22 protein-coding genes are annotated in these 24,448 nt (G+C 62.3%); 15 read left to right on the forward strand and 7 right to left on the reverse strand.

Annotated features, from left to right (window positions below; genetic code table 11):
• Window positions 1-6: 6 nt before the first annotated feature.
• The 9 genes from nuoL to mtnK are packed head-to-tail and all read left to right on the forward strand — an operon-like array spanning window position 7 to window position 9,953.
• Window positions 7-2,070 carry an NADH-quinone oxidoreductase subunit L gene (gene nuoL / locus B5526_RS35435; RefSeq protein ID WP_079544270.1) on the forward strand — a complete coding sequence of 688 codons (2,064 nt, stop codon included), beginning with the start codon at window positions 7-9 and terminating at the stop codon, window positions 2,068-2,070.
• The gene (locus tag B5526_RS35440; protein WP_079544271.1) at window positions 2,070-3,578 is read left to right on the forward strand and encodes an NADH-quinone oxidoreductase subunit M; all 1,509 of its coding nucleotides are present in this window, start codon (window positions 2,070-2,072) and stop codon (window positions 3,576-3,578) included. Before nuoL ends, B5526_RS35440 begins: the two co-directional genes overlap by 1 nt.
• Window positions 3,579-3,591: 13 nt before the next feature.
• Entirely contained in the window at window positions 3,592-5,028 is a 1,437-nt protein-coding gene (nuoN, locus tag B5526_RS35445; RefSeq protein ID WP_079544272.1) for an NADH-quinone oxidoreductase subunit NuoN, read from the forward strand.
• The gene (locus B5526_RS35450) at window positions 5,029-5,841 is read left to right on the forward strand and encodes a biotin--[acetyl-CoA-carboxylase] ligase (protein WP_079544273.1); all 813 of its coding nucleotides are present in this window, start codon (window positions 5,029-5,031) and stop codon (window positions 5,839-5,841) included.
• Window positions 5,841-7,511, forward strand: a complete 1,671-nt coding sequence (locus B5526_RS35455) for a ribonuclease J (RefSeq protein WP_079544274.1) — start codon at window positions 5,841-5,843, stop codon at window positions 7,509-7,511. The genes B5526_RS35450 and B5526_RS35455 overlap by 1 nt, the downstream gene beginning before the upstream one ends.
• 23 nt (window positions 7,512-7,534) lie before the next feature.
• The gene (gene mce, locus B5526_RS35460; protein ID WP_079544275.1) at window positions 7,535-7,939 is read left to right on the forward strand and encodes a methylmalonyl-CoA epimerase; all 405 of its coding nucleotides are present in this window, start codon (window positions 7,535-7,537) and stop codon (window positions 7,937-7,939) included.
• Window positions 7,940-7,945: 6 nt separating this feature from the next.
• Complete coding sequence (locus tag B5526_RS35465; protein ID WP_079544276.1) at window positions 7,946-8,221, forward strand: DUF1467 family protein; 276 nt, start codon at window positions 7,946-7,948, stop codon at window positions 8,219-8,221.
• Window positions 8,222-8,255: 34 nt separating this feature from the next.
• The gene (locus tag B5526_RS35470) at window positions 8,256-8,603 is read left to right on the forward strand and encodes a hypothetical protein (protein WP_079544277.1); all 348 of its coding nucleotides are present in this window, start codon (window positions 8,256-8,258) and stop codon (window positions 8,601-8,603) included.
• 39 nt (window positions 8,604-8,642) lie between these two features.
• A complete protein-coding gene (gene mtnK, locus B5526_RS35475; RefSeq protein ID WP_079544278.1) occupies window positions 8,643-9,953 on the forward strand; it encodes an S-methyl-5-thioribose kinase in 1,311 nt (436 codons plus the stop codon).
• Window positions 9,954-10,064: 111 nt separating this feature from the next.
• Here mtnK and B5526_RS35480 read toward each other — a convergent pair whose 3' ends face one another.
• Genes B5526_RS35480 through B5526_RS35490 form a run of 3 tightly spaced genes read right to left on the reverse strand, consistent with a single transcriptional unit; the run spans window position 10,065 to window position 13,641 of the window.
• Complete coding sequence (locus tag B5526_RS35480; protein ID WP_079544279.1) at window positions 10,065-11,099, reverse strand: ABC transporter permease; 1,035 nt, start codon at window positions 11,097-11,099, stop codon at window positions 10,065-10,067.
• A gap of 10 nt (window positions 11,100-11,109) precedes the next feature.
• Complete coding sequence (locus tag B5526_RS35485; RefSeq protein WP_079544280.1) at window positions 11,110-12,612, reverse strand: sugar ABC transporter ATP-binding protein; 1,503 nt, start codon at window positions 12,610-12,612, stop codon at window positions 11,110-11,112.
• Window positions 12,613-12,618: 6 nt separating this feature from the next.
• Entirely contained in the window at window positions 12,619-13,641 is a 1,023-nt protein-coding gene (locus B5526_RS35490; protein WP_079544281.1) for a sugar ABC transporter substrate-binding protein, read from the reverse strand.
• Window positions 13,642-13,979: 338 nt separating this feature from the next.
• Here B5526_RS35490 and B5526_RS35495 point away from each other — a divergent pair, with 338 nt between their 5' ends.
• The 6 genes from B5526_RS35495 (at window position 13,980) to B5526_RS35520 (ending at window position 21,310) form a co-directional block, all read left to right on the forward strand.
• Window positions 13,980-15,398 (forward strand): M20 family metallopeptidase, encoded by a 1,419-nt coding sequence (locus B5526_RS35495; protein ID WP_079544282.1) that lies wholly within the window; start codon window positions 13,980-13,982, stop codon window positions 15,396-15,398.
• Between the two features lie 303 nt (window positions 15,399-15,701).
• Window positions 15,702-17,495, forward strand: coding sequence for a peptide ABC transporter substrate-binding protein (locus B5526_RS35500; protein ID WP_079544283.1), 1,794 nt, complete (start codon window positions 15,702-15,704; stop codon window positions 17,493-17,495).
• A 27-nt stretch (window positions 17,496-17,522) separates the two neighbouring features.
• Window positions 17,523-18,482: an ABC transporter permease gene (locus B5526_RS35505; protein ID WP_079544284.1), complete on the forward strand. Its 960-nt coding sequence runs from the start codon at window positions 17,523-17,525 to the stop codon at window positions 18,480-18,482.
• Window positions 18,448-19,365: an ABC transporter permease gene (locus B5526_RS35510; RefSeq protein ID WP_079544285.1), complete on the forward strand. Its 918-nt coding sequence runs from the start codon at window positions 18,448-18,450 to the stop codon at window positions 19,363-19,365. Before B5526_RS35505 ends, B5526_RS35510 begins: the two co-directional genes overlap by 35 nt.
• Window positions 19,365-20,345 (forward strand): ABC transporter ATP-binding protein, encoded by a 981-nt coding sequence (locus B5526_RS35515; protein WP_079544286.1) that lies wholly within the window; start codon window positions 19,365-19,367, stop codon window positions 20,343-20,345. The genes B5526_RS35510 and B5526_RS35515 overlap by 1 nt, the downstream gene beginning before the upstream one ends.
• Window positions 20,342-21,310: an ABC transporter ATP-binding protein gene (locus B5526_RS35520; RefSeq protein ID WP_079544287.1), complete on the forward strand. Its 969-nt coding sequence runs from the start codon at window positions 20,342-20,344 to the stop codon at window positions 21,308-21,310. Before B5526_RS35515 ends, B5526_RS35520 begins: the two co-directional genes overlap by 4 nt.
• 21 nt (window positions 21,311-21,331) lie before the next feature.
• Here B5526_RS35520 and B5526_RS35525 read toward each other — a convergent pair whose 3' ends face one another.
• The 4 genes from B5526_RS35525 to B5526_RS35540 form a co-directional block, all read right to left on the reverse strand.
• Window positions 21,332-22,318 carry an alpha/beta hydrolase family protein gene (locus tag B5526_RS35525; protein ID WP_079544288.1) on the reverse strand — a complete coding sequence of 329 codons (987 nt, stop codon included), beginning with the start codon at window positions 22,316-22,318 and terminating at the stop codon, window positions 21,332-21,334.
• A gap of 42 nt (window positions 22,319-22,360) precedes the next feature.
• Window positions 22,361-22,765, reverse strand: coding sequence for a globin (locus B5526_RS35530; RefSeq protein WP_079544289.1), 405 nt, complete (start codon window positions 22,763-22,765; stop codon window positions 22,361-22,363).
• 426 nt (window positions 22,766-23,191) lie between these two features.
• Complete coding sequence (locus B5526_RS35535; RefSeq protein ID WP_197688396.1) at window positions 23,192-23,695, reverse strand: formylmethanofuran dehydrogenase subunit E family protein; 504 nt, start codon at window positions 23,693-23,695, stop codon at window positions 23,192-23,194.
• A 275-nt stretch (window positions 23,696-23,970) separates the two neighbouring features.
• Entirely contained in the window at window positions 23,971-24,360 is a 390-nt protein-coding gene (locus tag B5526_RS35540; protein ID WP_172842176.1) for a COG4315 family predicted lipoprotein, read from the reverse strand.
• Window positions 24,361-24,448 lie beyond the last annotated feature (88 nt).

A 24,448-nucleotide genomic window follows, 5' to 3' on the forward strand; every position in this document is an offset into this window, starting at 1 on the left:
TCGCGCATGATCCAGGCAATCGTCTTTCTGCCGCTGATCGGCGCGATCATCGCCGGGCTGATCGCTATCGTTGGCGCGCATGCGCGCAATCCGGGCGGGGATGAGGTCGAACATCACGTCGATGCGCATGCCGACGCCCATGCGTCGGATGCCCATGACGATGACGCCGACGACCACGGCCACGACGATCATGCGGCCGAGCCGGCGGCGGCTGGTTCGCGCGCGGCCGAATTGATCACGACGGGACTGCTGCTGACTGCGGCGGCGCTATCCTGGCTGACCCTGGTCGATGTCGGCTTCATGCACCACGACGCGCGGATCGCGCTGTTCCCGTGGATCACCTCCGGCGATCTGCAGGTGTCCTGGGCGCTTCGGGTCGACACGCTGACGGCCGTGATGCTGGTCGTGGTCAACACGGTGTCCTCGCTCGTGCATCTCTATTCGATCGGTTACATGGATGAGGATCCGTATCGGCCGCGCTTCTTCTCTTATCTGTCGCTGTTCACCTTCGCGATGCTGATGCTGGTGACGGCGGATAATCTGGTGCAGCTGTTCTTCGGCTGGGAGGGCGTCGGCCTTGCGAGCTATTTGCTGATCGGATTCTGGTACCACAAGCCATCGGCCAATGCCGCGGCGATCAAGGCCTTCATCGTCAACCGTGTCGGCGATTTCGGCTTTGCGCTCGGCATCTTTGCGATTTTCGCGTTGATCGGCTCGACCGATTTCGAGACCATCTTCGCCGGCGCGCCGGGGCTGACCGGCAAGACCATCGATTTCTTCGGCTGGCACGCCGATGCGCTGACGCTGACCTGTCTCCTGCTGTTCATGGGCGCGATGGGCAAGTCCGCCCAGTTCCTGCTGCACACCTGGTTGCCGGACGCCATGGAAGGCCCGACGCCGGTCTCGGCCTTGATCCATGCCGCGACCATGGTGACCGCAGGCGTCTTCATGGTAGCGCGGCTGTCGCCGCTGTTTGAACTGGCGCCGACCGCGCAGGCGGTCGTGATGTTCTTCGGGGCCACCACCGCCTTCTTCGCGGCGACCGTCGGCCTCGTGCAGAACGACATCAAGCGCATCGTCGCCTATTCGACCTGTTCGCAGCTCGGCTACATGTTCGTCGCGATGGGGGCGGGGGCTTACTCCGTCGGCATGTTCCATCTGTTCACGCACGCCTTCTTCAAGGCGCTGTTGTTCCTGGGCTCAGGCTCGGTGATCTACGCGATGCATCACGAGCAGGACATCCGCAACATGGGCGGGCTGTGGCGCAAAATTCCGTATACATTCACCGTCATGTGCGTCGGCACGCTCGCCCTGACCGGATTCCCGCTGACCGCCGGCTATTTCTCCAAGGACGCGATCATCGAATCTGCCTATGCCTCGCATAATCCGATGGCGATCTACGGCTTCCTGATGACGGTGATTGCGGCCGGGCTGACCGCGTTCTACTCCTGGCGACTGATTTTCAAGACCTTCTTCGGTGAACCGCATGACCCCGAGCATTACGAAGCCGCCCATGAAAGTCCGCTCTGGATGCTGATCCCGATCGGCATTCTCGCGGTCGGCTCGATCTTCGCCGGCCTCCCGTTCAAGGAATTGTTCGCAGGCAATGGCGTGGAAGAGTTCTTCCGCGAGTCGGTGAAGATGCATCCGCACATCATCGAGGACATGGAAGAGCTGCCCGTGTGGGTGAAACTCCTGCCGACGGTGATGATGGCGATTGGCGCCTATATATCCTACGTCTTCTATATCCGCAGGCCGTATCTGCCGGTCGAACTGGCCAACCAGCAGCCGCTGCTCTACCAGTTCCTGCTCAACAAATGGTACTTTGACGAGCTTTACGAGCTGATCTTCGTCCGCCCGGCGAAGGCGATCGGCCGCTTCCTGTGGAAATACGGTGACGGTTACATCATCGACGGTTTTGGGCCCGACGGCGTGTCGAAGTGGGTGCTGAACGTCACCCGCAACGTCGTGAAGCTGCAGACCGGCTATCTCTATCACTACGCCTTTGCGATGCTGATCGGGGTTGCCGGATTGATCACCTGGTTCATGTTCGGCGCGGGAGGCCAGTGATGACGACCTGGCCGATTCTTTCCCTCGTCACCTTCCTGCCCACGGTGGGCGCCGTCCTCGTCTATCTGCTGGCGCGCGGCAACGATGAGGCCGCTGCCCGGAACGCGCGCTGGATCGCGCTGTGGACGACGCTTGTGACCTTCGCGGTGTCGCTCATCCTGGTGATGCGTTTCGACCCGGCGCAGACCGACTTCCAGTTCGTCGAGAAATTATCGTGGCTGTCGAGCGGCATCACCTACCATATGGGCGTCGACGGCATTTCCTTACCGTTCGTGATCCTGACCACCGCGTTGATGCCGTTCTGCATTATCGCAAGCTGGAAATCGGTGACGGTGCGGGTGCGCGAGTACATGATGGCGTTCCTGCTCCTGGAAACGCTGATGGTCGGCACCTTCTGTGCGCTCGACCTCGTGCTGTTCTATTTGTTCTTCGAGGGCGGCCTGATCCCGATGTTCCTGATCATCGGGGTGTGGGGCGGCCCGCGCCGGGTCTATGCCTCATTCAAGTTCTTCCTCTACACGCTGCTCGGCTCGGTGTTGATGCTGCTCGCGATCATGGCGCTGTACTGGAACGCTGGCACCACAGACATTCCGACGCTGATGCACACCGCCGTGCCGCGCTCCTTGCAGACCTGGGCGTGGCTCGCGTTCTTTGCTTCCTTTGCGGTGAAGATGCCGATGTGGCCGGTCCACACCTGGCTGCCGGACGCCCATGTCGAGGCGCCGACCGCGGGCTCGGTGATCCTGGCCGCGATCCTGTTGAAGATGGGGGGCTACGGCTTCCTGCGCTTCTCGCTGCCGATGTTCCCGCTGGCCTCGCATGACTTCGCGCCGCTGATCTTCTCGCTTTCGACCATCGCCATCATCTACACCTCGCTGGTGGCGCTGATGCAGGAAGACATCAAGAAGCTGATCGCCTATTCCTCCGTCGCCCATATGGGTTTTGTCACGATGGGAATTTTCGCCGGCACCACGCAGGGCGTCGCCGGCGGCGTGTTCCAGATGATCTCGCACGGCATCGTGTCGGGCGCACTGTTCCTCTGTGTCGGCATCGTCTACGACCGCATGCATACCCGCGAGATCGCGGCCTATGGCGGGCTCGTCAACCGCATGCCGCTCTACGCGCTGGTGTTCATGGTCTTCACCATGGCCAATGTCGGGTTGCCCGGCACCTCGGGCTTCATCGGTGAGTTCATGACGCTGATCGGTACCTTCAAGGTCTCGATCCCGACCGCCACGTTTGCGACAACGGGCGTGATCCTTTCGGCGGCCTATGCGCTGTGGCTCTATCGGAAGGTTATTTTCGGGGTGCTGAAACCCTCGTTCGCCGGCATCAAGGACCTCACGCTCCGCGAGAGCCTGACGCTGTTCCCGCTGGTCGCGCTCACCATCCTGTTCGGATTCTACCCGAAGCCGGTGCTCGACATGTCGGCGGCATCCGTGCAGCAACTCGTCAACAATTACGCGACCGCCGTCACTGCCGTGAAGGCAGCGGCGCTATTGCAGTGAACCGGATAACGCCATGAGCTTTGAGAGTGCAGGATATCAGTTGCTGCCCGTGCTGCCGGAATTGGTGCTGGCATTCGGCGCGATGGCGCTCTTGATGTTGGGGGCTTATCGCGGCCAGGAGACGACCCGACTCGTTACCGGCCTTGCAATCGGCCTGCTGGTGCTCACGGGCGTGCTCGAGCTGTGGTTGCCGACAGGCAAGCTGACGACATTTGCCGGCAGTTTTATTGTCGACGATTTTGCCCGGTTCCTGAAAATCCTGGCGCTGATCGGCTCCGCGGCGACCTTGGTCCTTTCCACGGAATATTTGGCCGATCAGTCCAGGCGCATCTTTGAATACGCGATCCTGGTGCTGCTCTCGACGCTCGGCATGATGGTGCTGATCTCGGCCGGCGACCTGATCATGCTCTATCTCGGGCTGGAGCTGATGTCGCTCGCGCTTTACGTGGTCGCGGCGAGCAACCGCGACAACCTCAAATCGACCGAAGCCGGCCTGAAATATTTCGTCTTGGGCGCGCTGTCGTCGGGGATGCTGCTGTATGGTGCGTCCCTGATCTACGGTTTCACCGGCACCGTCAGCTTCGCCGGGATCGCCGCGGCGGTGAAGACCGGCAGCATCGGCCTTGTGTTCGGCCTGGTATTCCTGCTTGCCGGGCTTTGCTTCAAGATCTCGGCAGTCCCGTTCCACATGTGGACGCCCGACGTCTATGAGGGCGCGCCGACGCCGGTCACCGCGTTCTTTGCCTCCGCACCGAAGGTCGCGGCCATTGCCGTGTTCACCCGCGTGGCGCTCACGGCATTTCCCGGCATCGTCCCGCAATGGCAGCAGATCGTGGTGTTCGTGTCGATCGCCTCAATGGCGCTCGGATCGTTCGCGGCCATCGGGCAAAAGAACATCAAGCGGCTGATGGCCTATTCGTCGATCGGCCATATGGGCTTTGCGCTGGTCGGGCTCGCCGCCGGCACGGCCGAGGGCGCCCAGGGCGTCCTAGTCTATATCGCGATCTATGTGGCGATGACGCTCGGCAGCTTCTCGGTGATCCTGGCCATGAAGCGTAACGGCGTCAACGTCGAGGACATCAGCTCCTTTGCCGGATTGTCGCGCACCAATCCGTTGCTCGCATTCATCTTTGCGATGCTGCTGTTTTCGCTGGCTGGCATTCCGCCGCTCGCCGGCTTCTTTGCAAAATGGTACGTCTTTGTCGCTGCGATCAAGGCCGGATTGTTCACACTGGCTGTGGTCGGCGTGCTCACCAGCGTGGTCGGCGCGTATTACTATCTCACCATCATCAAGGTGATGTATTTCGACGAGCCGCTCACCAAGCTCGACCCGATGCGGATGGAATTGCGCACGGTGGCGGCGGTCGCGGGTCTCTTCAACATCTTTTTCTTCGTCTATCCGGGGCCGCTGGTGAGCGTGGCTACGGCTGCGGCGAAGTCGCTTTTTTAGATGGAATTTTCCCTCGGTCCCCGGGCCATCGCGGCGGGTTACCGGCTCGCTGCCTTCGATCATATCGGCTCGACCAATGCCGAAGCTATTTCGCGCGCGCGAGACGGTGAGCGCGGGCCGATCTGGTTCGTGACCTCGGAGCAGACCGCGGGCCGCGGCCGGCGGCATCGCCCCTGGATCGCGCCGCGTGGTAACCTCGCCAGCAGCATTCTCGAGGTCATCGACGTATCGCCGGCGGTTGCCGCGACCCTGGGTTTTGCCGCCGGCCTTGCGCTGGAAGCGGCGCTGCGAAAAGTAAGCATTGAGGCCTCCCTGAGGTCGGGGGGATCGGACGACATGAAGTTTTCGCTGAAATGGCCCAACGACGTACTGGCGGGGCGGCAAAAGCTCGCCGGCATCTTGCTGGAAGCCGAAGCGGTCGCGCCCGACCAGCTCGCGGTCGTGGTCGGCATCGGCACCAATGTGGTCGCAGCACCGGAGGGCACGCCGACGCCGGCGACGTCGCTGGCAGCGCTTGGCGTCCATATCGGCGCGGAAGAATTGTTCGCTGAGTTGACGGACGCCTGGGCAGAATTCCGTGGCATTTGGGATGACGGGCGGGGATTTGGCGAAATCCGGCGGCTGTGGCTGGAGCACGCGGCCGGGCTCGGCGAGACGGTCGCAATCCAGACCGGCGGATCAACCGTCGAAGGGACATTCGACACCATTGATGAGGCCGGCTGCATGATCGTGCGGACGTCAGGCGGCACGCGGGTCCCGATCTCGGCGGGCGATGTCTATTTCGGCTCGGCCGCCTCTATAGGGGCAGCCTGATGGCGCGCCCGGATGAACTGACCTTTGCACCGCTCGGGGGCGTCGGCGAGATCGGCATGAACCTGTCGATCTATGGCCTCGGCAACCGCCATCAGCGCGCCTGGCTCGCAGTCGATCTCGGCGTATCCTTTGGCGACGAGGAACATCTGCCGGGCATCGACCTGATCATGCCCGATATCCAGTTCCTTGAGAAAGAGCGCAAGAACCTCATTGGCCTCGTGCTGACGCACGCCCATGAGGATCATTTCGGCGCCATCATCGACCTCTGGCCGAAACTAAAGTGCCCGATTTACGCGACCCAGTTCAGCGCCGCTTTGTTCGAGGCCAAATGCGCCTCCGAGCGCAATCCGCCGAAAATTCCGGTCACGGTGGTGCCGTCGGGCGGCCGTATCGATCTCGGGCCGTTCAATGTCGAGTTCATTCCGGTCGCGCATTCAATTCCCGAATCGCATGCGCTCGCGATCCACACCGAGGCCGGCACGGTGCTGCATACCGGCGACTGGAAGATCGATCCGACGCCGATCATCGGTAAGCCCACCAACGAGCGGCGGCTGCGCGAGCTCGGCGAGGCCGGCGTGTTGGCGCTGATTGGGGATTCCACCAACGCGGTGCGGGAAGGGCGCTCGCCCTCGGAAGCCGAAGTTGCAAAAACCATCACCGAACTGGTGAAGGGAGCAAAAGGCCGCGTCGCCGTGACCACCTTCGCCTCCAATGTCGCCCGACTGCGCGCGGTGGCCGATGCCGCCAAGGCCGCCGGCCGTGAGGTCGTCGTGGTCGGGCGCGCCATGGAGCGCGTGGTGCAGGTGGCGCGCGAAACCGGCTTTCTCGACGGTGTGCAGAACTTTCGCGGTGCTGATCTCTACGGCCATTTCCCCCCCGACAAGGTGCTGGCGCTGTGCACGGGAAGCCAGGGCGAGCCGCGCGCGGCGCTGGCGCGCATCGCCAATGACGATCATCCCGAAGTGACGCTGAATAAAGGCGACTGCGTGATCTTTTCCTCGCGCACCATCCCAGGCAACGAGAAGGCGGTCGGCGCCATCATCAACGGCCTTATCACGCAGGGCGTCGAGGTCATTACCGACCGCACCCACCTCGTCCACGTCTCCGGCCATCCACGCCGCGACGAGCTGCGCGACATGATCTCCTGGGTCCGCCCGCAGCTCCTGATCCCGGTCCATGGCGAGGCGCTGCATCTGTTCGAGCATGCGAATCTCGCGCGCGCCGCCGGCGTGCCGAAGGTTTTGGTCTGCCGCAACGGCGATCTGGTCAAACTCGGGCCGGGCGATCCCGGCGTTATCGATGAACTGCCGTCGGGGCGGCTCTACAAGGACGGCACGATCCTGGAGGATTCCAAGTCGCGTGCCGTGGTCGAACGGCGCCGGATGGCGTTTGCCGGTTGCGTCTTCGTGGCGGTTGCGGTGACCGAAAAGGGCGAGTTGGCCGACGATCCCGAGGTTGATCTGGTCGGAATCCCGGAGAAGAATGCGGCCGGTGAAGTCATCGACGAGATCGTGTTCGACGCCGTGGTTTCGACGGTCGAGAACCTGCCGCGGGCGCGCCGGCGCGATCCCGATGCGATGGCGGAATCGGTGCGCCGGGCGGTGCGGTCGACGATCAACGAGCATTGGGGCAAGAAACCCCTGTGCTACGTTCATGTGCTGACCGTCTGAAGTAACCGCGGAGGAGGAGTGTCATGCTTGGTCGGCTCAATCACGTCGCGATCGCGGTCAAGGACGCCGAGAAGGCCGCCAAAATCTATGGCGCGGCGTTCGGCGCCGATATTTCGAAAGCCGTAGCGCTGCCCGAGCACGGCGTCATCACCGTGTTCGTGACGCTGCCCAACACCAAGATCGAGTTCATCCAGCCGCTCGGCGAATCCTCCCCGATCGCGAAATTTCTCGAGCGCAACGCCGACGGCGGCATCCATCATATCTGCTACGACGTTCCGGACATCATTGCGGCGCGCGACACCTTGATCAAGGAGGGCGCGCGGGTGCTAGGCGACGGCGTGCCCAAAATCGGCGCCCACGGCAAGCCGGTGCTGTTCCTTCACCCGAAGGATTTTTCCGGCGCGCTGGTCGAAATTGAGCAGGCCTGAGGCGCGATGGCCTACACCATCGCCACTGCGTTTGCGATCTACTTCGTCATGTGGTGGATCGTGCTGTTCCTGACGCTGCCGTTCGGCGTGCGCAGCCAGCACGAGGACGGCGAAGGCGCGCCCGGGACCGATCCCGGCGCGCCGATCGCGACCAAAATGGGCCGCAAACTGATCTGGACAACGATTATCTCGGCGGTGATTTTCGCCATTGCGTGGCTTGCCTATAATGCGGGTTATCTGAATATCGAGCGGCTCTCGAAACTGATGGGGATGCCGTTCTGAGCGTTCAACAGAACGCCGTGTCCGGGGGGAGGAAATGACGTTTCAGCGAACAGTAATCGGGCTTTTGGTCCTTCTCATCATTGGCCTTGCGGCGGCTTTCTACATCGACTGGAAAATAAACGTCCAGGTCAGGACCCTGAAAGCCTTTGTCGAAGGCTCGGTCTTTGCCGAAGCGGTTGCGGCCTGCGAGCGCGCGCAGAGCTCGACCCCGTTCAAATGGAATACCGGCAAGAACACCTCCGTCGTCGGATTGAACTCGGTCAAGCTCGACAAATACACGGTGATTGCAAGTTACACGCTGCTCGCCGATGGCGTGTTTTGCGATTATGATCCGATCAAGAAGAAGGCCGATATCGGATCGAACTTCCTCGAACGGGATTAAGGCGGTAATTCCCGCTGGGAGCACTGGAGACGACATCCAATGATCTCGCAGCATCGACCGTTGGACCCCTCCCGGCAGGAGCAATACCGGATCCTGCGCGATACGGATTTGCGGGACTATCTTGCGAAGCTCCCGGCGGTCGCAACGAAGCTCGGGGGATGGCCGACGGACTGGTCGATCAGCGAGGTCGGCGACGGCAACCTCAATCTGGTGTTCATCGTCAAAGGGGCGGAGCGCGGAATTGCCGTCAAGCAGGCGCTGCCCTATGTGCGGCTGGTCGGCGAGAGCTGGCCGCTGCCGCTGTCGCGCTCGCATTACGAACATCTGGCGCTGGTGCATCAGGCAAGACTGGCGCCCGGTCTGGTGCCGGCGGTGCTCCACCACAATGAGGCGCTAGCGCTGATCGCCATGGAGCTGCTCGAGCCGCACATCATCATGCGCAAGGGGCTGGTGGCCGGGCTCCGCTATCCGCGCTTCGTCGACGACATCACGACCTTTCTGGCACGGACGTTGTTCTTCTCTTCCGACCTCGCGGTGCCGGCGGCGCGGAAGAAGGAAGGAATCGCCGCCTTCTCCGGCAATCATGCGCTGTGCAAGATCACCGAGGATCTGATCTTCACCGAGCCGTATTTCCCGGCCGAACAGAACCGCTGGACGTCTCCCTGGCTCGATGCGACCGCGGCTTCCTTCCGCGAGGACCTCGACCTGCATGTCGCGGTCTCCAGGCTCAAGCTCAAATTCATGGCAAGCCCGGAGGCGCTGATCCACGGCGACCTCCACACCGGATCGATCATGGTGACGGAGACCGAGACCAAGGTGATCGATCCGGAATTCGCTTTCTACGGTCCGATGGGATTCGATCTCGGCGCTATCATCGCCAACCTCATCATGAGCTATCTGGCGTCGCCCGGCCACGAACGCTCGGCTGGTGAACGGCGGTCGTTCGAGGCTTGGGTGTTGGATACGATCGAAGCCGTATGGACCGAGTTTTCCCGCAAATTCGTCGAGCTTTGGCGCACCGAGGCCCATGGCGACGCCTATCCCGCACCGCTGTTTGCCGGAGAGGCCGGCGCGGCGCGTCTTGAGGCCGAGCGGCAGGCCTATTTGGACCGGCTGTTCCAGGACACCGTGGCGTTCGCGGCTGCGAAGATCATTCGCCGTATCCTCGGCCTTGCGCACAATATCGATTTCGAATTGATCGAGGATCCAAAACTTCGGGCGGTCTGCGAGGCGCGAAGCCTGCATCTCGCCCGTATGATGATGCTGGACACGCCGTCGTTCCGCACCATCGGCGCGGTGACGCAAGCGGTGCGAGAGCTGCGCGATTGGCAGCCGGATTTCGACCGCTAAAGCATGATCCGGAAAAGTGGGTACCGGTTTTCCGAAAAGATCATGCTCAAACAAAAAGTTAGAGCGGGATGACGTTTCAAAGAAAAGTCATCACGCTCTAGGGGTAAAGGCTTATTCGATCGTCCTGGCCCGCAGCCTCTGCGCATAGACGTTGATGACGAGCGCCGCGAGCAGAATGAGGCCGCGGATCAATATCTTCAGGAAGCTATCGATGTTGACGTGATCGAGCCCGTTGTTGAGCACGCCGAGCACGAACAGCCCGACAATGGTATTGCCGATGCCGCCGCGGCCGCCGAACAGGCTGGTGCCGCCGACCACGACGGCGGCGATCGAATCCAGGAGATAAGTGTCGAACTCGTTCTGCTGGGCGCTGCCGAAATGCGCTACCCCCAGCATGCCGCCTATCCCTGCGCAGACCGCCGAGATCACCATGACGCTGCCGAGGATCAGCTTGACGTTGAGGCCGGAATATTCCGCCGCCTCGCGGTTTCCCCCGACCATGTAAATGTAGCGGCCGAAGCGCGTATAGGTCAGCACCAGATGGCCGCCGAGCAGCATCAAGGCGGCGACGATGACGATCCATGGCACGCCGCCGATTGACGACGATCCGAGCGTGGCGACCAAATCGGGCACCTTGTAGGCGATCTGCCCGCGCACCAAGAGCGCCGAGATGCCGGCCGCGATCTGCATCATGGCGAGCGTCATGATGAAGGAGGGGATGCCGATCACCGTGAGCCCGAGCGCGTTGACGAGACCGAGCGTCGCGCACAGCGCAAGCGCAAGCCCGATGGCCGCCCATCCCGGCATCGGGATGTTGGCGATGTTCACATAGGATTCCTGCTGGGTGAAATAGGCGACCGCGATGCCGGTGACGTTGGCGATGCTGGCGATCGACAGGTCGATCTCGGCGCACAGGATCACGAAGGTAAGGCCGACGGCGATGATGCCGGTGACCGAAACTTGGGTGAGGATATTGCCGACATTGTCGAGCGTCGCAAAGGAGGGGCTGGCGGCGGCGAAGAAGCCGGAGAGGCAGATCAGCGTCAGGAACGGTGCGATGTTGCGCATCTGGGAGCGCAAGATCACGGCGATCCGATGTGGACGCTTGTGATCCACGGAGGCTGTCACGCTTTCACCGGTCGTCATCTGCCTCTCCTCACGCCGCTTCCAGCAGGCGATCCTTGCTGATCGCTTCACCTGCGAATTCGCGCACCACCGCGCCGCGCTTGAGCACGATGATGCGATCGGCGAGCGACAGCACGGTCTCGGGCTCGGTCGAGAGCACGATGATTGCGAGGCCCTTCGCGCGCAGATCCCTGATGATGCTGATGACGTCGCTCTTGGCGCCGACATCCATGCCGCGCGTCGGCTCACACAGCACCAAAAGACGCGGCGGATAACTTAGCCATTTCGCCAGCGCGACTTTCTGCTGATTGCCGCCGGACAGCATTCCGAGGTCGAGCTCGACGGCCGCCGGCCTGATCTGCAACTGCTCGACCTGCCGCTTGGCGATTGCGCGCTCGCGGGAGGGCTTGAGGAGCAGGGACGAGATGCGATTCAGGATGCTGATCGAGATGTTCTTGTAGACCGGCTCCTGGTGGAACAGCATGGCCCGGCGGCTCTCGGGAACGAAGGCGATGCCGGCGCGCCGCGCAGCCGCCGTGCTGGCGAAGGTCTTTTGGTCGCCGGCCACAACAAGGTTGCCTTGGTCGGGCCGGAGCTTGCCGAACAGGATCCTCGCCAATTCGAGCTGACCGCAGCCCATGAAGCCGTAGATGCCGAGCACTTCGCCGGAACGCACCTTGAATGAGACGTCCCGAAGACCACGGGCGAGCGACAGCCGGTCTGCCTCCAGCACCACCGGACGATCGCTCCTGGGCGGCAGCGGGATATCGTCGGTGTAGCTCTCTTCCAGCGCCTCGCGCCCCTTGCCGATCATGGCTTCGATCAGGCCGGCCTTGCTGGTCGCGGCGGCTTCGGCGTCGGCGACCTTCCTGCCGTTGCGGAACACCGTCACGGTGTCCGAGACGCGGAGAATGTCCTCGATGAAATGCGAAATGAAGACGATGGCGGTGCCTTCGTCGCGAAGCCGCCGCAAGGTCGAAAACAGCCGTTCAACTTCCGGTGGGGAGAGGGCGGAGGTCGGCTCGTCCAGGATAATGATGCGGGCGCCCGAGAACAGCACGCGGGCGATTTCGATCAGCTGCTGCAGGCCGATCGGCAGGTCGCCGAGCCGCGACGTCGGATCGACGTCGATGCCCAGTCGGGCGAGTTGTTCCCCGGCTTGCCGCGCCATGCGCCGCCATTGCACGAGACCGAAGCGGTTGGTCGGCTGCGCGCCGAGAAACACGTTCTCCGCCACTGACAGGTCGGGCGCCACGCTGAGCTCCTGATGGACCATGGCGATCCCGGCCGCGCGCGCGTCGCGTGCCGAGCGAAAACGGGTATCCTTCCCGTCGATCACAAAACGGCCGGAAAATTCCGTATGCACGCCGGCGATGATTTTCATCAGCGTGCTTTTTCCAGCGCCGTTTTCGCCGACGAGACCATGGATCTCGCCGGCGGAAAGCGCGAAGTCCACACCACGAAGCGCCTCGACGCCGCCGAAGGCTTTTGTGATCTGGTGCAGTTCGAGGATCGGTGAGCGGCCTTGCGACATAGCTGCTCAGATCAGGAAGTGATCCTCCATCCACTGCATCCCCGCCGCATTGGCCTTGGTCACGACCGGACCGTCGGTTACGACGCTCTTCGGGATATCCTTTCCGCTCTTTTCGCCCTTGGCGAGGGCTGCTACGCCGGCCACGATGGCTCCGCCATGGATGCGGCAGGAAGGATTGCGGACGGTTGCGAACATCCGGCCTTCGCTCACCGCCTGGATCGCCGGCGGCATCGCATCGACCCCGCCGATCAGGATGTTGGTGCGGTTATGCGCCTTCATGATGTTGTAGGCGGCCAGCGCCATGTCGTCATTGTGGAAGAAGGCCGCGTCGATCTGCGGGTATTTTGTCAAATAAGTCTCCCACAGCCGCGCCGTCTTGGAGACGTCCCAATCCGCGGGTTGCGTATCGAGCACTTCGATGCCCGGATATTGTTTGACGACCGCGTTAAAACCCTTGGCGCGGCCTTGCGCGCCGGTGTGGCCGAGCGCGCCCTGGGTCATGATCACCTTGCCCTTACCGTTGAGGGCATTGACCAGGGCCTGCGTCACCGAGGCGCCCATGAATTCATTGTCGGGCGCAAGGAACGAGTGGACGTTGATCTGGTCGAGCGGCGCGATCAGCGTGTCCATGTCGATGACCGGTATGCCGGCATCGATCATCTTCTGCACCGGCTGCGTCAGCGTGCCGATGCCGAACGCTTGAATGGCCACAAAATCCCATTTCTGCGAGGCCATGTTGTCGATGGCGGCGCGCTGCTTGACGGCGTCGAGCTGGCCGTCGAACCAGGTGACCTCGACGTTGAACAGCTTGCCCCAATATTCGGCCGCCTGCTTGCCCTGGGCGCACCAGGTGGCCTGCAGCCCTGCGTTGGAGAACGCGGCCTTCAGCGGTTTCTCCGAACGTCCCATTTCCGCCGCGAGCGCAGGGCTTACGCCCAAGCCGCCGAGCAGCGCGCCGGCAGCACCGGCGGTCGCCGCCACTTGTAGAAGGTCACGCCTGGTCGTTGAGGATTTTTCAGTCCCGGACATTGTTTGCTCCCTCGCTATGTTGTTGCCGATGGCGTCGTTTGGATGCGCCGCGGACGGGGCAGTGTCTCACAATCGGGATGTTCGCGCCACCTGAGCCTGATCGGATGTCCTTCTCAACCCGCCACGTTCTTATGCGGAACCGCGAGGAGGACAGGCGCCCGCGCTCTCGCGGTGCGATGCCTCGAGTGATGCCTCGAGTGATGCCTCGAGTCTTGCACGAACCATCCGCCCACGTTTCCTTCTTGCTGGCCGCATGGCTGGTGCCCCGGCCGGCGCTAGGCGGGGCCTGGCGAAGCTGATAACGATTTCACTCTCACATTGGATCGGGGGGCTGATAGATGGACAACCGCAGTGACATTTGGCTTGGCGTTGACGCTATCAAGGCGCGTTTCATCGCCCTGAGCGACAAGGTCTGGGCGACGCCCGAAGTGTGCTACACCGAGGCGCGCTCCTCCGCCGAACATCTGGCCGAGCTGCGCCATCAGGGTTTCCGCATGACAGAGAATGTCGCAGGCATTCCGACGGGCCTGATGGGCGAATGGGGTGAGGGTGGCCCTGTCATCGCCTTCCTTGGCGAATACGACGCCTTGCCCGGTCTAAGTCAGGAGGCGGGCGTGGCAGAGTCTCGCCCGGTGGAGGTGGGAGGGCATGGCCATGGCTGCGGCCACAATTTGCTCGGCTCGGCCGCGTTGCTCGCCGCCACGGCCGTGAAGGATTGGCTTGCCGCCCACAAGGTGCCCGGGCGCGTGCGCTATTACGGCTGCCCCGCGGAGGAGGGCGGCGCGGCGAAGGCCTTCATGGTGCGCTCGGGGGCTTTCGATGACGTCGACATCGCCCTCACCTGGCACCCGTCCAGCTTCTGGGAAGTGGTGGTAACGCCTTCTCTGGCGAACACGCGAGCCGATTTCACCTTCACCGGGCGCACCTCCCATGCCGCTGTCTCGCCCCATCTGGGCCGCAGCGCCCTGGACGCGGTGGAGCTAATGAATGTCGGCGTGAACTACATGCGCGAGCACATGCCCAGCGACGCCCGCATACACTATGCTTTGCTCGACGCCGGCGGCATTGCTCCTAATGTGGTGCAGGCCCATGCCCGCGTGCGCTATTCCATCCGCGCCCGCGACCTGCCCGGCATGAATGAGTTGGTGGAGCGTGTCCACAAGGTCGCGCAGGGGGCGGCGCTGATGACCGAAACCAAGATGGAGATGCGGATCGTTTCCGCCGTCTCCAACGTCTTGCCCAACACTCCTCTTGAGGAAACGCTCCATCGGATCATGGAGGAGCTCGGTCCCCCGCATTTCGACGAGGCGGACAAGGATTTCGCCACGAAAATCCGCTCGACGCTGACCGAGAAGGACATCGGCACCGTCTATCAGGCCATCGGCATGGATCCCACTGACCGCCCGCTGGCCGATTTCCTCGTGCCGCTCGACGCCAAGCGCAACCCACAGATCGGTTCGACCGATGTGGGCGACGTGAGCTGGGTCGTCCCGACCGTTCAGGTCCATGCCCCGACGGTTGCCATCGGCACCCCGTTTCACACCTGGCAGGTGGTGGCGCAGGGCAAGAGCCCGGCCGCCCACAAGGCCATGGTGCAGGCCGCCAAAGCCATGGCGGGACTCGGCGTCAAGGCGCTGACGGAACCTGATCTGATCGCCGCCGCCAAGGCCGACCTCAAAAAGCGCACTGCCCGCACGCCTTATGTCAGCCCGCTGCCGGACAATGTTGCGCCGCCACTGGACATGTCCCTGAACTGATCCTTGAGGTGACTTGGAGGTGACTTGGAGGTGACTTGGACCTGACTTGGACCTCTGACTTGGCGAACAAATTTTTAGCAACCCAGAGCGCGCTGAAACGCGCTTTGGCGCCCGGGTACCGGCGGATTGCTGAAGCGGTGTGCGCCAAAGCGGCCTTTTGCCCAAGCAACAACCAGAAAACCCTCCGCGTCCACGCCGCAAGAAGTTGACCCGCGGGGCGTTCGGTGTGCCATCTTCCCCGGGACACTTGGCGCGGCTGCCCTGCGGCCGACTGCAACCACACGAGAACCGGACGAGGCGTCGATGTTGGACATTGAACTGCGAACCATGATCGACGGGGTCAAGGACGGCCACATGGATCGCCGCGCCTTCATTCAGCGCATGATCGGTCTTGGCCTCACCGCGCCCATGGCCACGCAGCTTCTGGCCATCGGCGGCGTCGCCATGGCCCAGAGCCCGTCACCGTACAAGCCGACCAAGCGCGGCGGCGGCGGCCCGCTGAAGCTGCTCTGGTGGCAGGGGCCGACCCTGCTCAATCCGCACTTTGCCACCGGTACCAAGGACCAGGACGGTTCACGCCTGTTCTATGAGCCGCTCGCCTGCTGGGACGCCAACGGCAACCTGAACCCTGTCCTTGTAGCCGAAATTCCGTCCATCCAGAACGGCGGTCTGTCCGCCGATGCCAAATCGGTCACCTGGAAACTCAAGCCCGGCATCAAGTGGCACGACGGCAAGCCCTTCACCGCCGACGACGTGGTGTTCAACTGGGAGTACGCCAAGGATCCCGCCACCGCGGCGACAACCATCGGCCTCTATCGCGACATCACCGTCGAAAAGGCTGACGACCTCACTGTCCGCATCCAGTTCGAGAAGCCGACTCCGTTCTGGGCCAATGCCTTCGTCGGTGCCACCGGCTGCATCATCCCGAAGCATCTGTTCGCCGACTACAAGGGCGACAAGTCCCGCGACGCTCCGAACAACCTCAAACCCGTCGGCACCGGCCCTTACAAATTCGCCGAGTTCAAGCCCGGCGACCTCATCCGCGGCGACATCAACCTCGACTACCATATGCCCAACCGCCCGTACTTCGACACGCTCGAAATGAAGGGCGGTGGCGATGCCGTCTCGGCGGCACGCGCGGTCATCCAGACCGGCGAGTATGACTTTGCCTGGAACATCCAGGTGGAAGACGAGGTCTTGCTGCGTCTCGAGAAGGGCGGCAAGGGCAAGACCATCTATGCGGTGGGCGGGGATACCGAATTCATCGCCCTCAATTTCACCGACCCCAACACCGAGGTCGACGGCGAGCGCTCCTCGATCAAGACCAAGCATCCGCTGTTCTCGGATGCGGCCGTGCGCAAGGCCCTTGCGCTGCTCGTCGATCGCGACGCCATCAAGAAAGTCATATACGGCCGTGCCGGGCGGACCTCCGCGAATTTCCTCAATGGGCCCGAGCAATTCGTTTCCAAGAACACCTCGTGGGAGTTCAATATCGAAAAGGCAGCCAAGCTGCTCGACGAGGCCGGGTGGAAACCAGGCGCTGACGGCATCCGTGAGAAGGATGGCAAGAAGCTGAAACTGCTTTACCAAACCGCGATCAACGGGCCGCGCCAGAAGACCCAGGCCATCGTCAAGCAGGCCTGCCAGAAAGCCGGTATCGATGTGGAGCTGAAATCGGTCGTGGCGTCGGTGTTCTTCTCCTCAGATGTCGCCAATCCCGACACCTATGCGAAGTTCTACGCCGACATCGAGATGTTCCAGATTCCGATGAGCCAGCCCGATCCTGCCCAGCACATGCGCCGCTATCATTCGCGCTACGTGGCCACCAAGGAGAACAAGTGGCAGGGCCCGAATTTCCCACGCTATGTCAACCAGGACTACGACGCAGCAGTCGATGCCGCTGACAATGAGGTCGACCCCGTCAAGCGCGCGGCCCTTTACATCAAGGCCAACGACCTCCTGTGGCAGGACACCGTTTTCATACCCGCGATGCACCGCCTGAAGGTGGAAGCCTGCTCCAACGCGCTGCGACCGCTAATCAGCGGCTGGGCCAACGAAACGGACAATCTGCACGACTGGTACCGGGAGGAGGCGTGAGGACGGGCGCGGGCAGAGTGTTCCCTCATGAGCCAGTACATCCTGCGTCGCCTGCTGATCGCCGTTCCAAGCCTGCTCGGCATTTCGCTCGTTCTGTTCACCGTGCTTGCGCTTGCGCCCGGTGATCCGTTCTCGGAACTGGCGACCAATCCGAACGTGCCGCCCGAAGTGCGCTTCGCGCTTCGGACCAAGTTCGGCCTCGACGATCCGATCTATCTTCGCTACCTGCATTGGCTCGTTGCCATGGCGCAGGGCGACTGGGGCTTTTCCTTTGTCAGCCGGATGAATGTGGACACGCTCATCCTGCAGCGCCTGCCGACCACGCTCTATGTGATCGGCTCGGCGCAGCTGCTTGCACTTCTGATTGCGATCCCGGTCGGTGTCTATGCCGCCACCAGGCCCTATTCGATTTTCGACCAGATCGCCAACACGCTCGCCTTCATCGGCTTTTCGCTGCCGACCTTCTTCACCGGCCTCCTGTTCATCCTCATCTTTTCGGTCAAGCTGGACTGGTTGCCCTTCGTCTATTCGACCGACATCAAGGCGACCGGCATAAACTGGTTCGGCGAACAGGTGCGGCAGGCGATCATGCCCGTCATGGTGCTCGGCCTGTTTCAGGCGGCTTCGATGACCCGTTTCGTGCGCTCGGCCATGCTGGACGTGATCCGCCTCGATTACGTTACCACTGCCCGTGCCAAGGGCCTGGGGCAGACCAGGGTCATCGTCAGGCATGTGATGCGCAACGCCATGATTCCGGTCGTCACCCTGATCGCGCTGCAGATACCGGCCGTGTTCGGCGGCGCCATCGTCACGGAGCAGATCTTCCGGATTCCCGGCGTCGGCTCGCTGCTGATTTCCTCCATTCTCGCCAATGACACGCCGGTCGTGATGGCCGTGACCTTTGTATTCGCTTGCCTTGTGGTGCTCTTCAACCTTATTGCGGACCTTCTGTATGGCTGGCTTGATCCTCGGATTTCCCTCCGCTGAGCGGCGCACCTATTCGCCCTTGCGCGAGACCTGGCTGCGTTATCGCCGCCACAAGCTCGCCGTGGTCAGCGCAGTCCTGCTCCTCGTTCTGGTTGCGGCGGTGGTGTTGGGCCCCTTCCTGTGGCGCGTCGCCATCAACGAAATCGATTTCAACGCGCGCCTCGAGGGTCCCTCGCTCGCCCATCCCTTCGGCACGGACGATCTGGGGCAGGATATCCTCGCCCGCATGATCTATGGCGGACGCATCTCGCTCGCCGTCGGCCTTGCCGCGATGATGGTCTCCGTGATCGTCGGCACGCTGATCGGCGCGCTCGCAGGCATGTCGCGCGGCGCGCTCGGTCATGCGCTGATGTGGCTCACCGATCTCTTTCTCTCGCTGCCGCAATTGCCGCTGCTACTCCTGCTGATCTATCTGTTCCGCGACGGGCTCAAAGCCGTGTTCGGCCCCGAGGGCGGCATTTTCATCCTCATCGTGCTGGTGATCGGCGGACTGCGCTGGATGCCGGTCGCCCGCCTGGTGCGCGCCCAGTTCCTCTCCCTGCGCGAGAAAGAGTTTGTCGAAGCCGCCCGCGCGCTCGGCGCCAGCCGCACCCGGCAGGTGGCCCGCCACATCCTCCCCAACGCGGTCGGACCGGTGATCATTGCCGGGACGATCGATGTCGCCGCCGCCATCATCGCAGAATCGACGCTTTCTTTTCTGGGTCTTGGCTTTCCGCCTGATACTCCGACCTGGGGACGCCTCCTGTTTGACGCCAAGGACTATCTCGACATTTCTGCCCATTGGGCGTTGTTTCCGGGCGGCGCCATCTTCATCGCGGTCGTGGCCATCAATTTCATCGGCGACGGGTTGCGCGACGCTCTCGACGCGCGACGGGTGATCTGATGGCGCCCTTGCTCGAGATAAAAGGCCTGAAGACCCACTTTGCCACCGACGACGGCATCCTTCAGGCCGTCGACGGCGTGGACATCACCATCAACAGGGGCGAGACGCTTTGTGTGGTGGGGGAGTCCGGCTGCGGCAAGACTGTCACGGCCATGTCGATCCTGCAGCTGATTGCCATGCCGCCGGGCCGCATTGTCGAAGGCCAGATCATCTTCGAGGGCCGTGACCTTGTGCCGCTCACCAGCAGCGAGCTCGACGAGGTCCGGGCGAAGGAGATCGGCTTCATCTTCCAGGAGCCCATGACCTCGCTCAACCCGGTGCTGACCGTCGGCGAGCAGATCGCGGAAAGCCTGCGTCGCCATGAGGGCTTGCCGCAGAAGCACGCGCTCGCCCGGACGGTTGAGATGCTGAAGCTGGTGCAGATTCCCAATGCGGAAGCGCGCGTGCATGATTATCCGCATCAGTTCTCGGGCGGCATGCGCCAGCGCGTCATGATCGCCATGGCGCTTGCCTGCAAGCCCAAGCTCGTCATTGCCGACGAACCCACCACCGCGCTCGACGTGACCATCCAGGCGCAAATCCTCGACCTGTTGCAGGACATGAAGGAGCGCTTCGGCATGGCCGTGATGCTGATCACCCATGCCATGGGCGTGGTGGCCGAAACCGCGCAGCGCGTGGTGGTGATGTATGCCGGCAAGGTTGTCGAAGAGGCCACCGTCGACAGCCTGTTCGAACACCCGAGCCATCCCTATACGCAGGGTCTGATCCGCTCCATTCCACGGATTGACCTCGACAGCGAGCATAAGAGTAGGCTGGAGGCCATCGGCGGGTCCGTGCCGATCCTGATCAATCCTGCCCCCGGTTGCCGGTTCGCGCCGCGCTGCCGCTACGCCATGAGCCTCTGCACCGAAACGGAGCCGGTCTTGCGCGAGATCGCGCCGGGCCATCGCATGGCCTGCCATCTGGGAGAGGCGCCATGAGCGAACCCTTGCTGCGCGTCACCAATCTCACGAAGCATTTTCCCGTCCTAGGCGGCCTGTTGTCGCGTGAGATCGGGCGCGTTCATGCGGTGGACGGCGTGTCATTTGCGGTCAATCGCGGCGAAACGCTGGGACTGGTCGGCGAATCCGGCTGCGGCAAGTCCACCACAGGCCGCTGCATCCTGCGCCTCATCGAGCCCACTTCAGGCGAGATCGTCTTTGACGGGCAGGACGTGCTGGGCCTCGGCGGCAATGACTTGCGCGCCTTGCGGCGCAAGATGCAGCTCGTCTTCCAGGACCCCTTCGCCTCCCTCAATCCGCGCATGACCGTAGGCGCGATCCTTGGTGAAGCATTTACGATCCACAAGCTCGCCTCATCGGCAGGGGAGCGGGACGACCGCGTCGCGAGCCTGCTCGTCAAGGTGGGGCTGAAGGGCGAGCACATGCGCCGCTACCCGCACGAATTTTCCGGAGGCCAGCGCCAGCGCATCGTGATCGCGCGCGCTCTCGCGGTAGAGCCCGAGCTCATCGTATGCGACGAGCCGGTTTCGGCGCTCGATGTGTCCATTCAGGCGCAGGTGATCAATCTCCTGGAAGATTTGCAGAGCGAGCTGAACCTCACCTATCTGTTCGTGGCTCACGATCTCTCCGTGGTGGAGCATATCTCGGACCGCGTGGCGGTCATGTATCTCGGCCGCATCGTCGAACTGGCCAAGGCAAGCGATCTCTACCGCAATCCCCAACACCCCTACACGCAGGCCCTGCTCTCCGCCGTGCCGGTGCCGGACCCGAAGGCGAAGCGCAAGAGGATCCGCTTGCGAGGCGACGTGCCAAGCCCGATGAACCCGCCGAAAGGCTGTCATTTTCACACGCGCTGCCCCAAGGCCGAGCCACGCTGCCAGCAAACTGCGCCCGAACTGAAGCAAGGAAGCGACGGGCATCTCGTGGCCTGCCATTTGGCTTGATACGGATCCATGAGAAATAGCTCACGGTGCGTTCATGAGCTGCATCCGAAGGAACGCGAGTACATCTGCATTGAATTGCCGGTGGAAGGCGACGCGGTCGAAGCCATTCGCATCGACGCAGATCTGCGGAACTTCCTTCGCCAACGGCGGCGGACAGGGCGCCAGGAACGCGAAGTGACCGGCGTTCGCAACGAAATGAAATTCATGTTTCGAGGGCAGGTTTCGATCCGCGATGTCGGCGGTATGAGGGAGCACGCCGTCGCCACCGAGCTCCGACGCCCATAACTGAACCGGAACTCCGACGGCAGCAAAACTTTCTGATGTAAAGAAGACGGTGAGGGGGTCGGCGATGACGGCGGCCTTGATCCTCGGATCGTGCGTCACCGGCTGCGTCGGGAACTGCTTGGCGCGAATTTGCTCGCAGACATGAGTCGTGGATTGCTGGCAAAGTTCGGTGACAATGCTCCAATCCGGATTGGCGCCGATCACCGCAAGCCCGGTATAGCCGCCCCTTGAGAACCCAAAGAGGCCGATGCGTTCGCGGTCGATGCTGGAAGCGAAAGCGGACGCGCCGACCATGAAATCGATCAGGCGCTTGATGTCGTTTGGCCGCGAGACGTAGACCGAAAGATCGTCGGTCCGGCTCAAATCCGAGACGGTATCGCCGGGATGATTGATCGCGGCCACGATAAAGCCGGCGTCGGCGAGCGCTTGAGCGGTGTCGATATGGCCGAGGAAATTGCCCCTCCGGCCGTGCGAGACGACGATGAGCGGCAATTTCCCGCCCGGCAGCGGGCAGTCCTTGACCCCGGGCAGGGTGAACTTCCCGAAATCAACCTCTCCCGGCGGCTGGGAGCAGGGCGACCATATCGCTCCCTTGAGCGCCGGGCCGTCGGCGTCGGCTGGTATATCGATGGCCCGGAGACCGGCAGCGTCCGCGAGCGTCGCGGCGAGACAGAGGATAGTCGCGACGAGCAATTTGGAGCCGACAAATTTGCGAGGGTGCATCGGTAGGTCTCCTGCCAACAGCAAGTGTACCAGATATTCGACCTAAGTTTGGTGCTGCGCGACGACACCCTCGATCTCATCAAGCACCTTCCGCCACGCGTCGTCGATCTCGGGCGACCAGTCGGCCCCGAGAATGTCGCGCATGGTGTCGGCGATCACGGCAAAGAATGCGACGAACAATTCACGCGGCGTGCCATAGGCGTCGTGCGACGACACTTCGCATTCGATCAGGCGAAAATGACCGGTGCGGTCGCCGGCAAAATCCAGAATGGCGTCGATGGTCAGCGCCAGCATCGAGCCTTTCACCGGCGCGCTGCCTTCAGTCCGGAACATCGCTTCGGCTTCGGGGTGCTCGCGGAACAGCCGGCGATAGACCAGCGGCGTCAGATCCTCGCAACGCTCGGCGGCCATTTCGAAACTGCGCTCGATCGGATTCGTTGGCGCCATCGCGTTCGCTGCGTCGTGAGTGAGAGGCGTGCGAGAGTTTTTGCAAGCATCTCGAAAAGAAAACCAGCCGCTGCCAAAGAAAAAAGAGCAGGGCTTTCGCCCTGCTCCAAAAATTGTGTCGACCCTATTTTCCCGAAAATTTGGATTTGATCTTGATTGACGGGGCGACGCTGCTTGTGCGCGTCAGGGCTCCTCCCGAGACTTGGACCACCAGACTAAAACCTCTCGGCCAGCCTGAACCTGCATTGCTAGACCATCTTTTTCGTCTTGTCACCATTTTCGGCAACGATTGTTCAAAATTCGAGCAATTTTCGAAATGATTGGGATTTCGCCACCCCGGGTTGCAGGCCTTGCAGTTAGGTCAAGGAAATCGGGCTCGGATGGGCCGGAAGGCGCCTCACGCCGCTCCGGCGCGGTCCCAAGGGGCTATGGCGCTGGCTCGGACTTGAACAGTCCTTCGGCAGCCATCGCCGCGTCGAATCGATCTGCCGGCCCGGATTTGTTCCAGCCGAGGATCTTCGGCAGCCATTCGTCGGAAATCGTGTATTTGAGGCCTTCGCCGGTCTTGCGATTTCGAATGATGACCACAGCCATCATTCCCGGCGGGGCCTTCTCCGGGGAGATCAGCAAGGTACCCTGTCCAGGGCTGGCCTGGGTCGCAATCATCACCCCGTCGGCGACGCAGGGGCAGGGCGGCTTCTCGCCGTTGTAGAAGGTCACGCTGAGACCGCGCGCGTCCGCCTTCAATCGCTCTTTGGCGTCGAGACCAATCCGAATGCCGACCGGGATAAAGGCGCCGAAGGCGCCGTGAACTCGTGCGCCGATCTCGATCCATTGTTCTCTGGTTTCCGAATGTGCGGGGTACAGGCCAGTCAACGCTAGAAGTATCGCCGCGACGGCGAGGAGTGGCTTTTTCACGACGATCTCCAATTTGGGCAGTAAGCAGTTTGTCCAAAGATAGCCGTGTACGGCAAGGAGGTGCCTTGTTGCGAGGTCGGAAAAGCGTTTAGCGCCTCGCCCTTTGGAGCCTGAGCCGCGCCGCAGTCTGTGTCGCCGCTTCCTTCGCCGCCTTGATATGGGGCGGGCGTTAAGGTTTTAGACTCCGATCAAAACATGCAACGATCGAAAAAAACCCCGACGCGTTCGCGTCGGGGTTTTTGCTGTCTCCAACAAGGTGCCGTATCGGCGCGTCCGGATCAGCGGGATCAGGGCGCCGCCATGTGCCATACGCCATTGTTGAAGCCGTCGCCGCTGGTGTCGCCGGGCGCGCCATCCTTCTTCCAGGTGTAGAGGGGCTTGCCCTTATAGGCCCACATGGTCTTGCCATCGTCGCGCGTGACGATCGTCCAGTCGCCCATCGCCTTGGCGTCGGCGCTGGCCATCAAAGGCGGCCAGTTGTCCGCGCAGGGACCGTTGCACATCGACTTCCCGCCGGCGTCCTTGTCGAAGGTGTAGAGGGTCATCCCCTTGCCATCCACCAACGCTTTGCCCTTTGCGGTATCGGCGATTTTTGCAGGGGCCATTTGCGCGAACGCCGGCGAGCTTGCGCAGATAAGGGCTGCTGCCGCGATTGCGGCGACTGTTTTCGATATCATGGTATAATTCCTTCCCCTTTGGTTGCTCTTATGCGAGCGACAGCACGCAAAACTCCGGCCATTCGGATATATTCCCGCATGGCTCCTT

The organism is Bradyrhizobium lablabi (assembly GCF_900141755.1).
In the GTDB taxonomy this organism is placed as follows: Bacteria; Pseudomonadota; Alphaproteobacteria; order Rhizobiales; family Xanthobacteraceae; genus Bradyrhizobium; species Bradyrhizobium lablabi_A.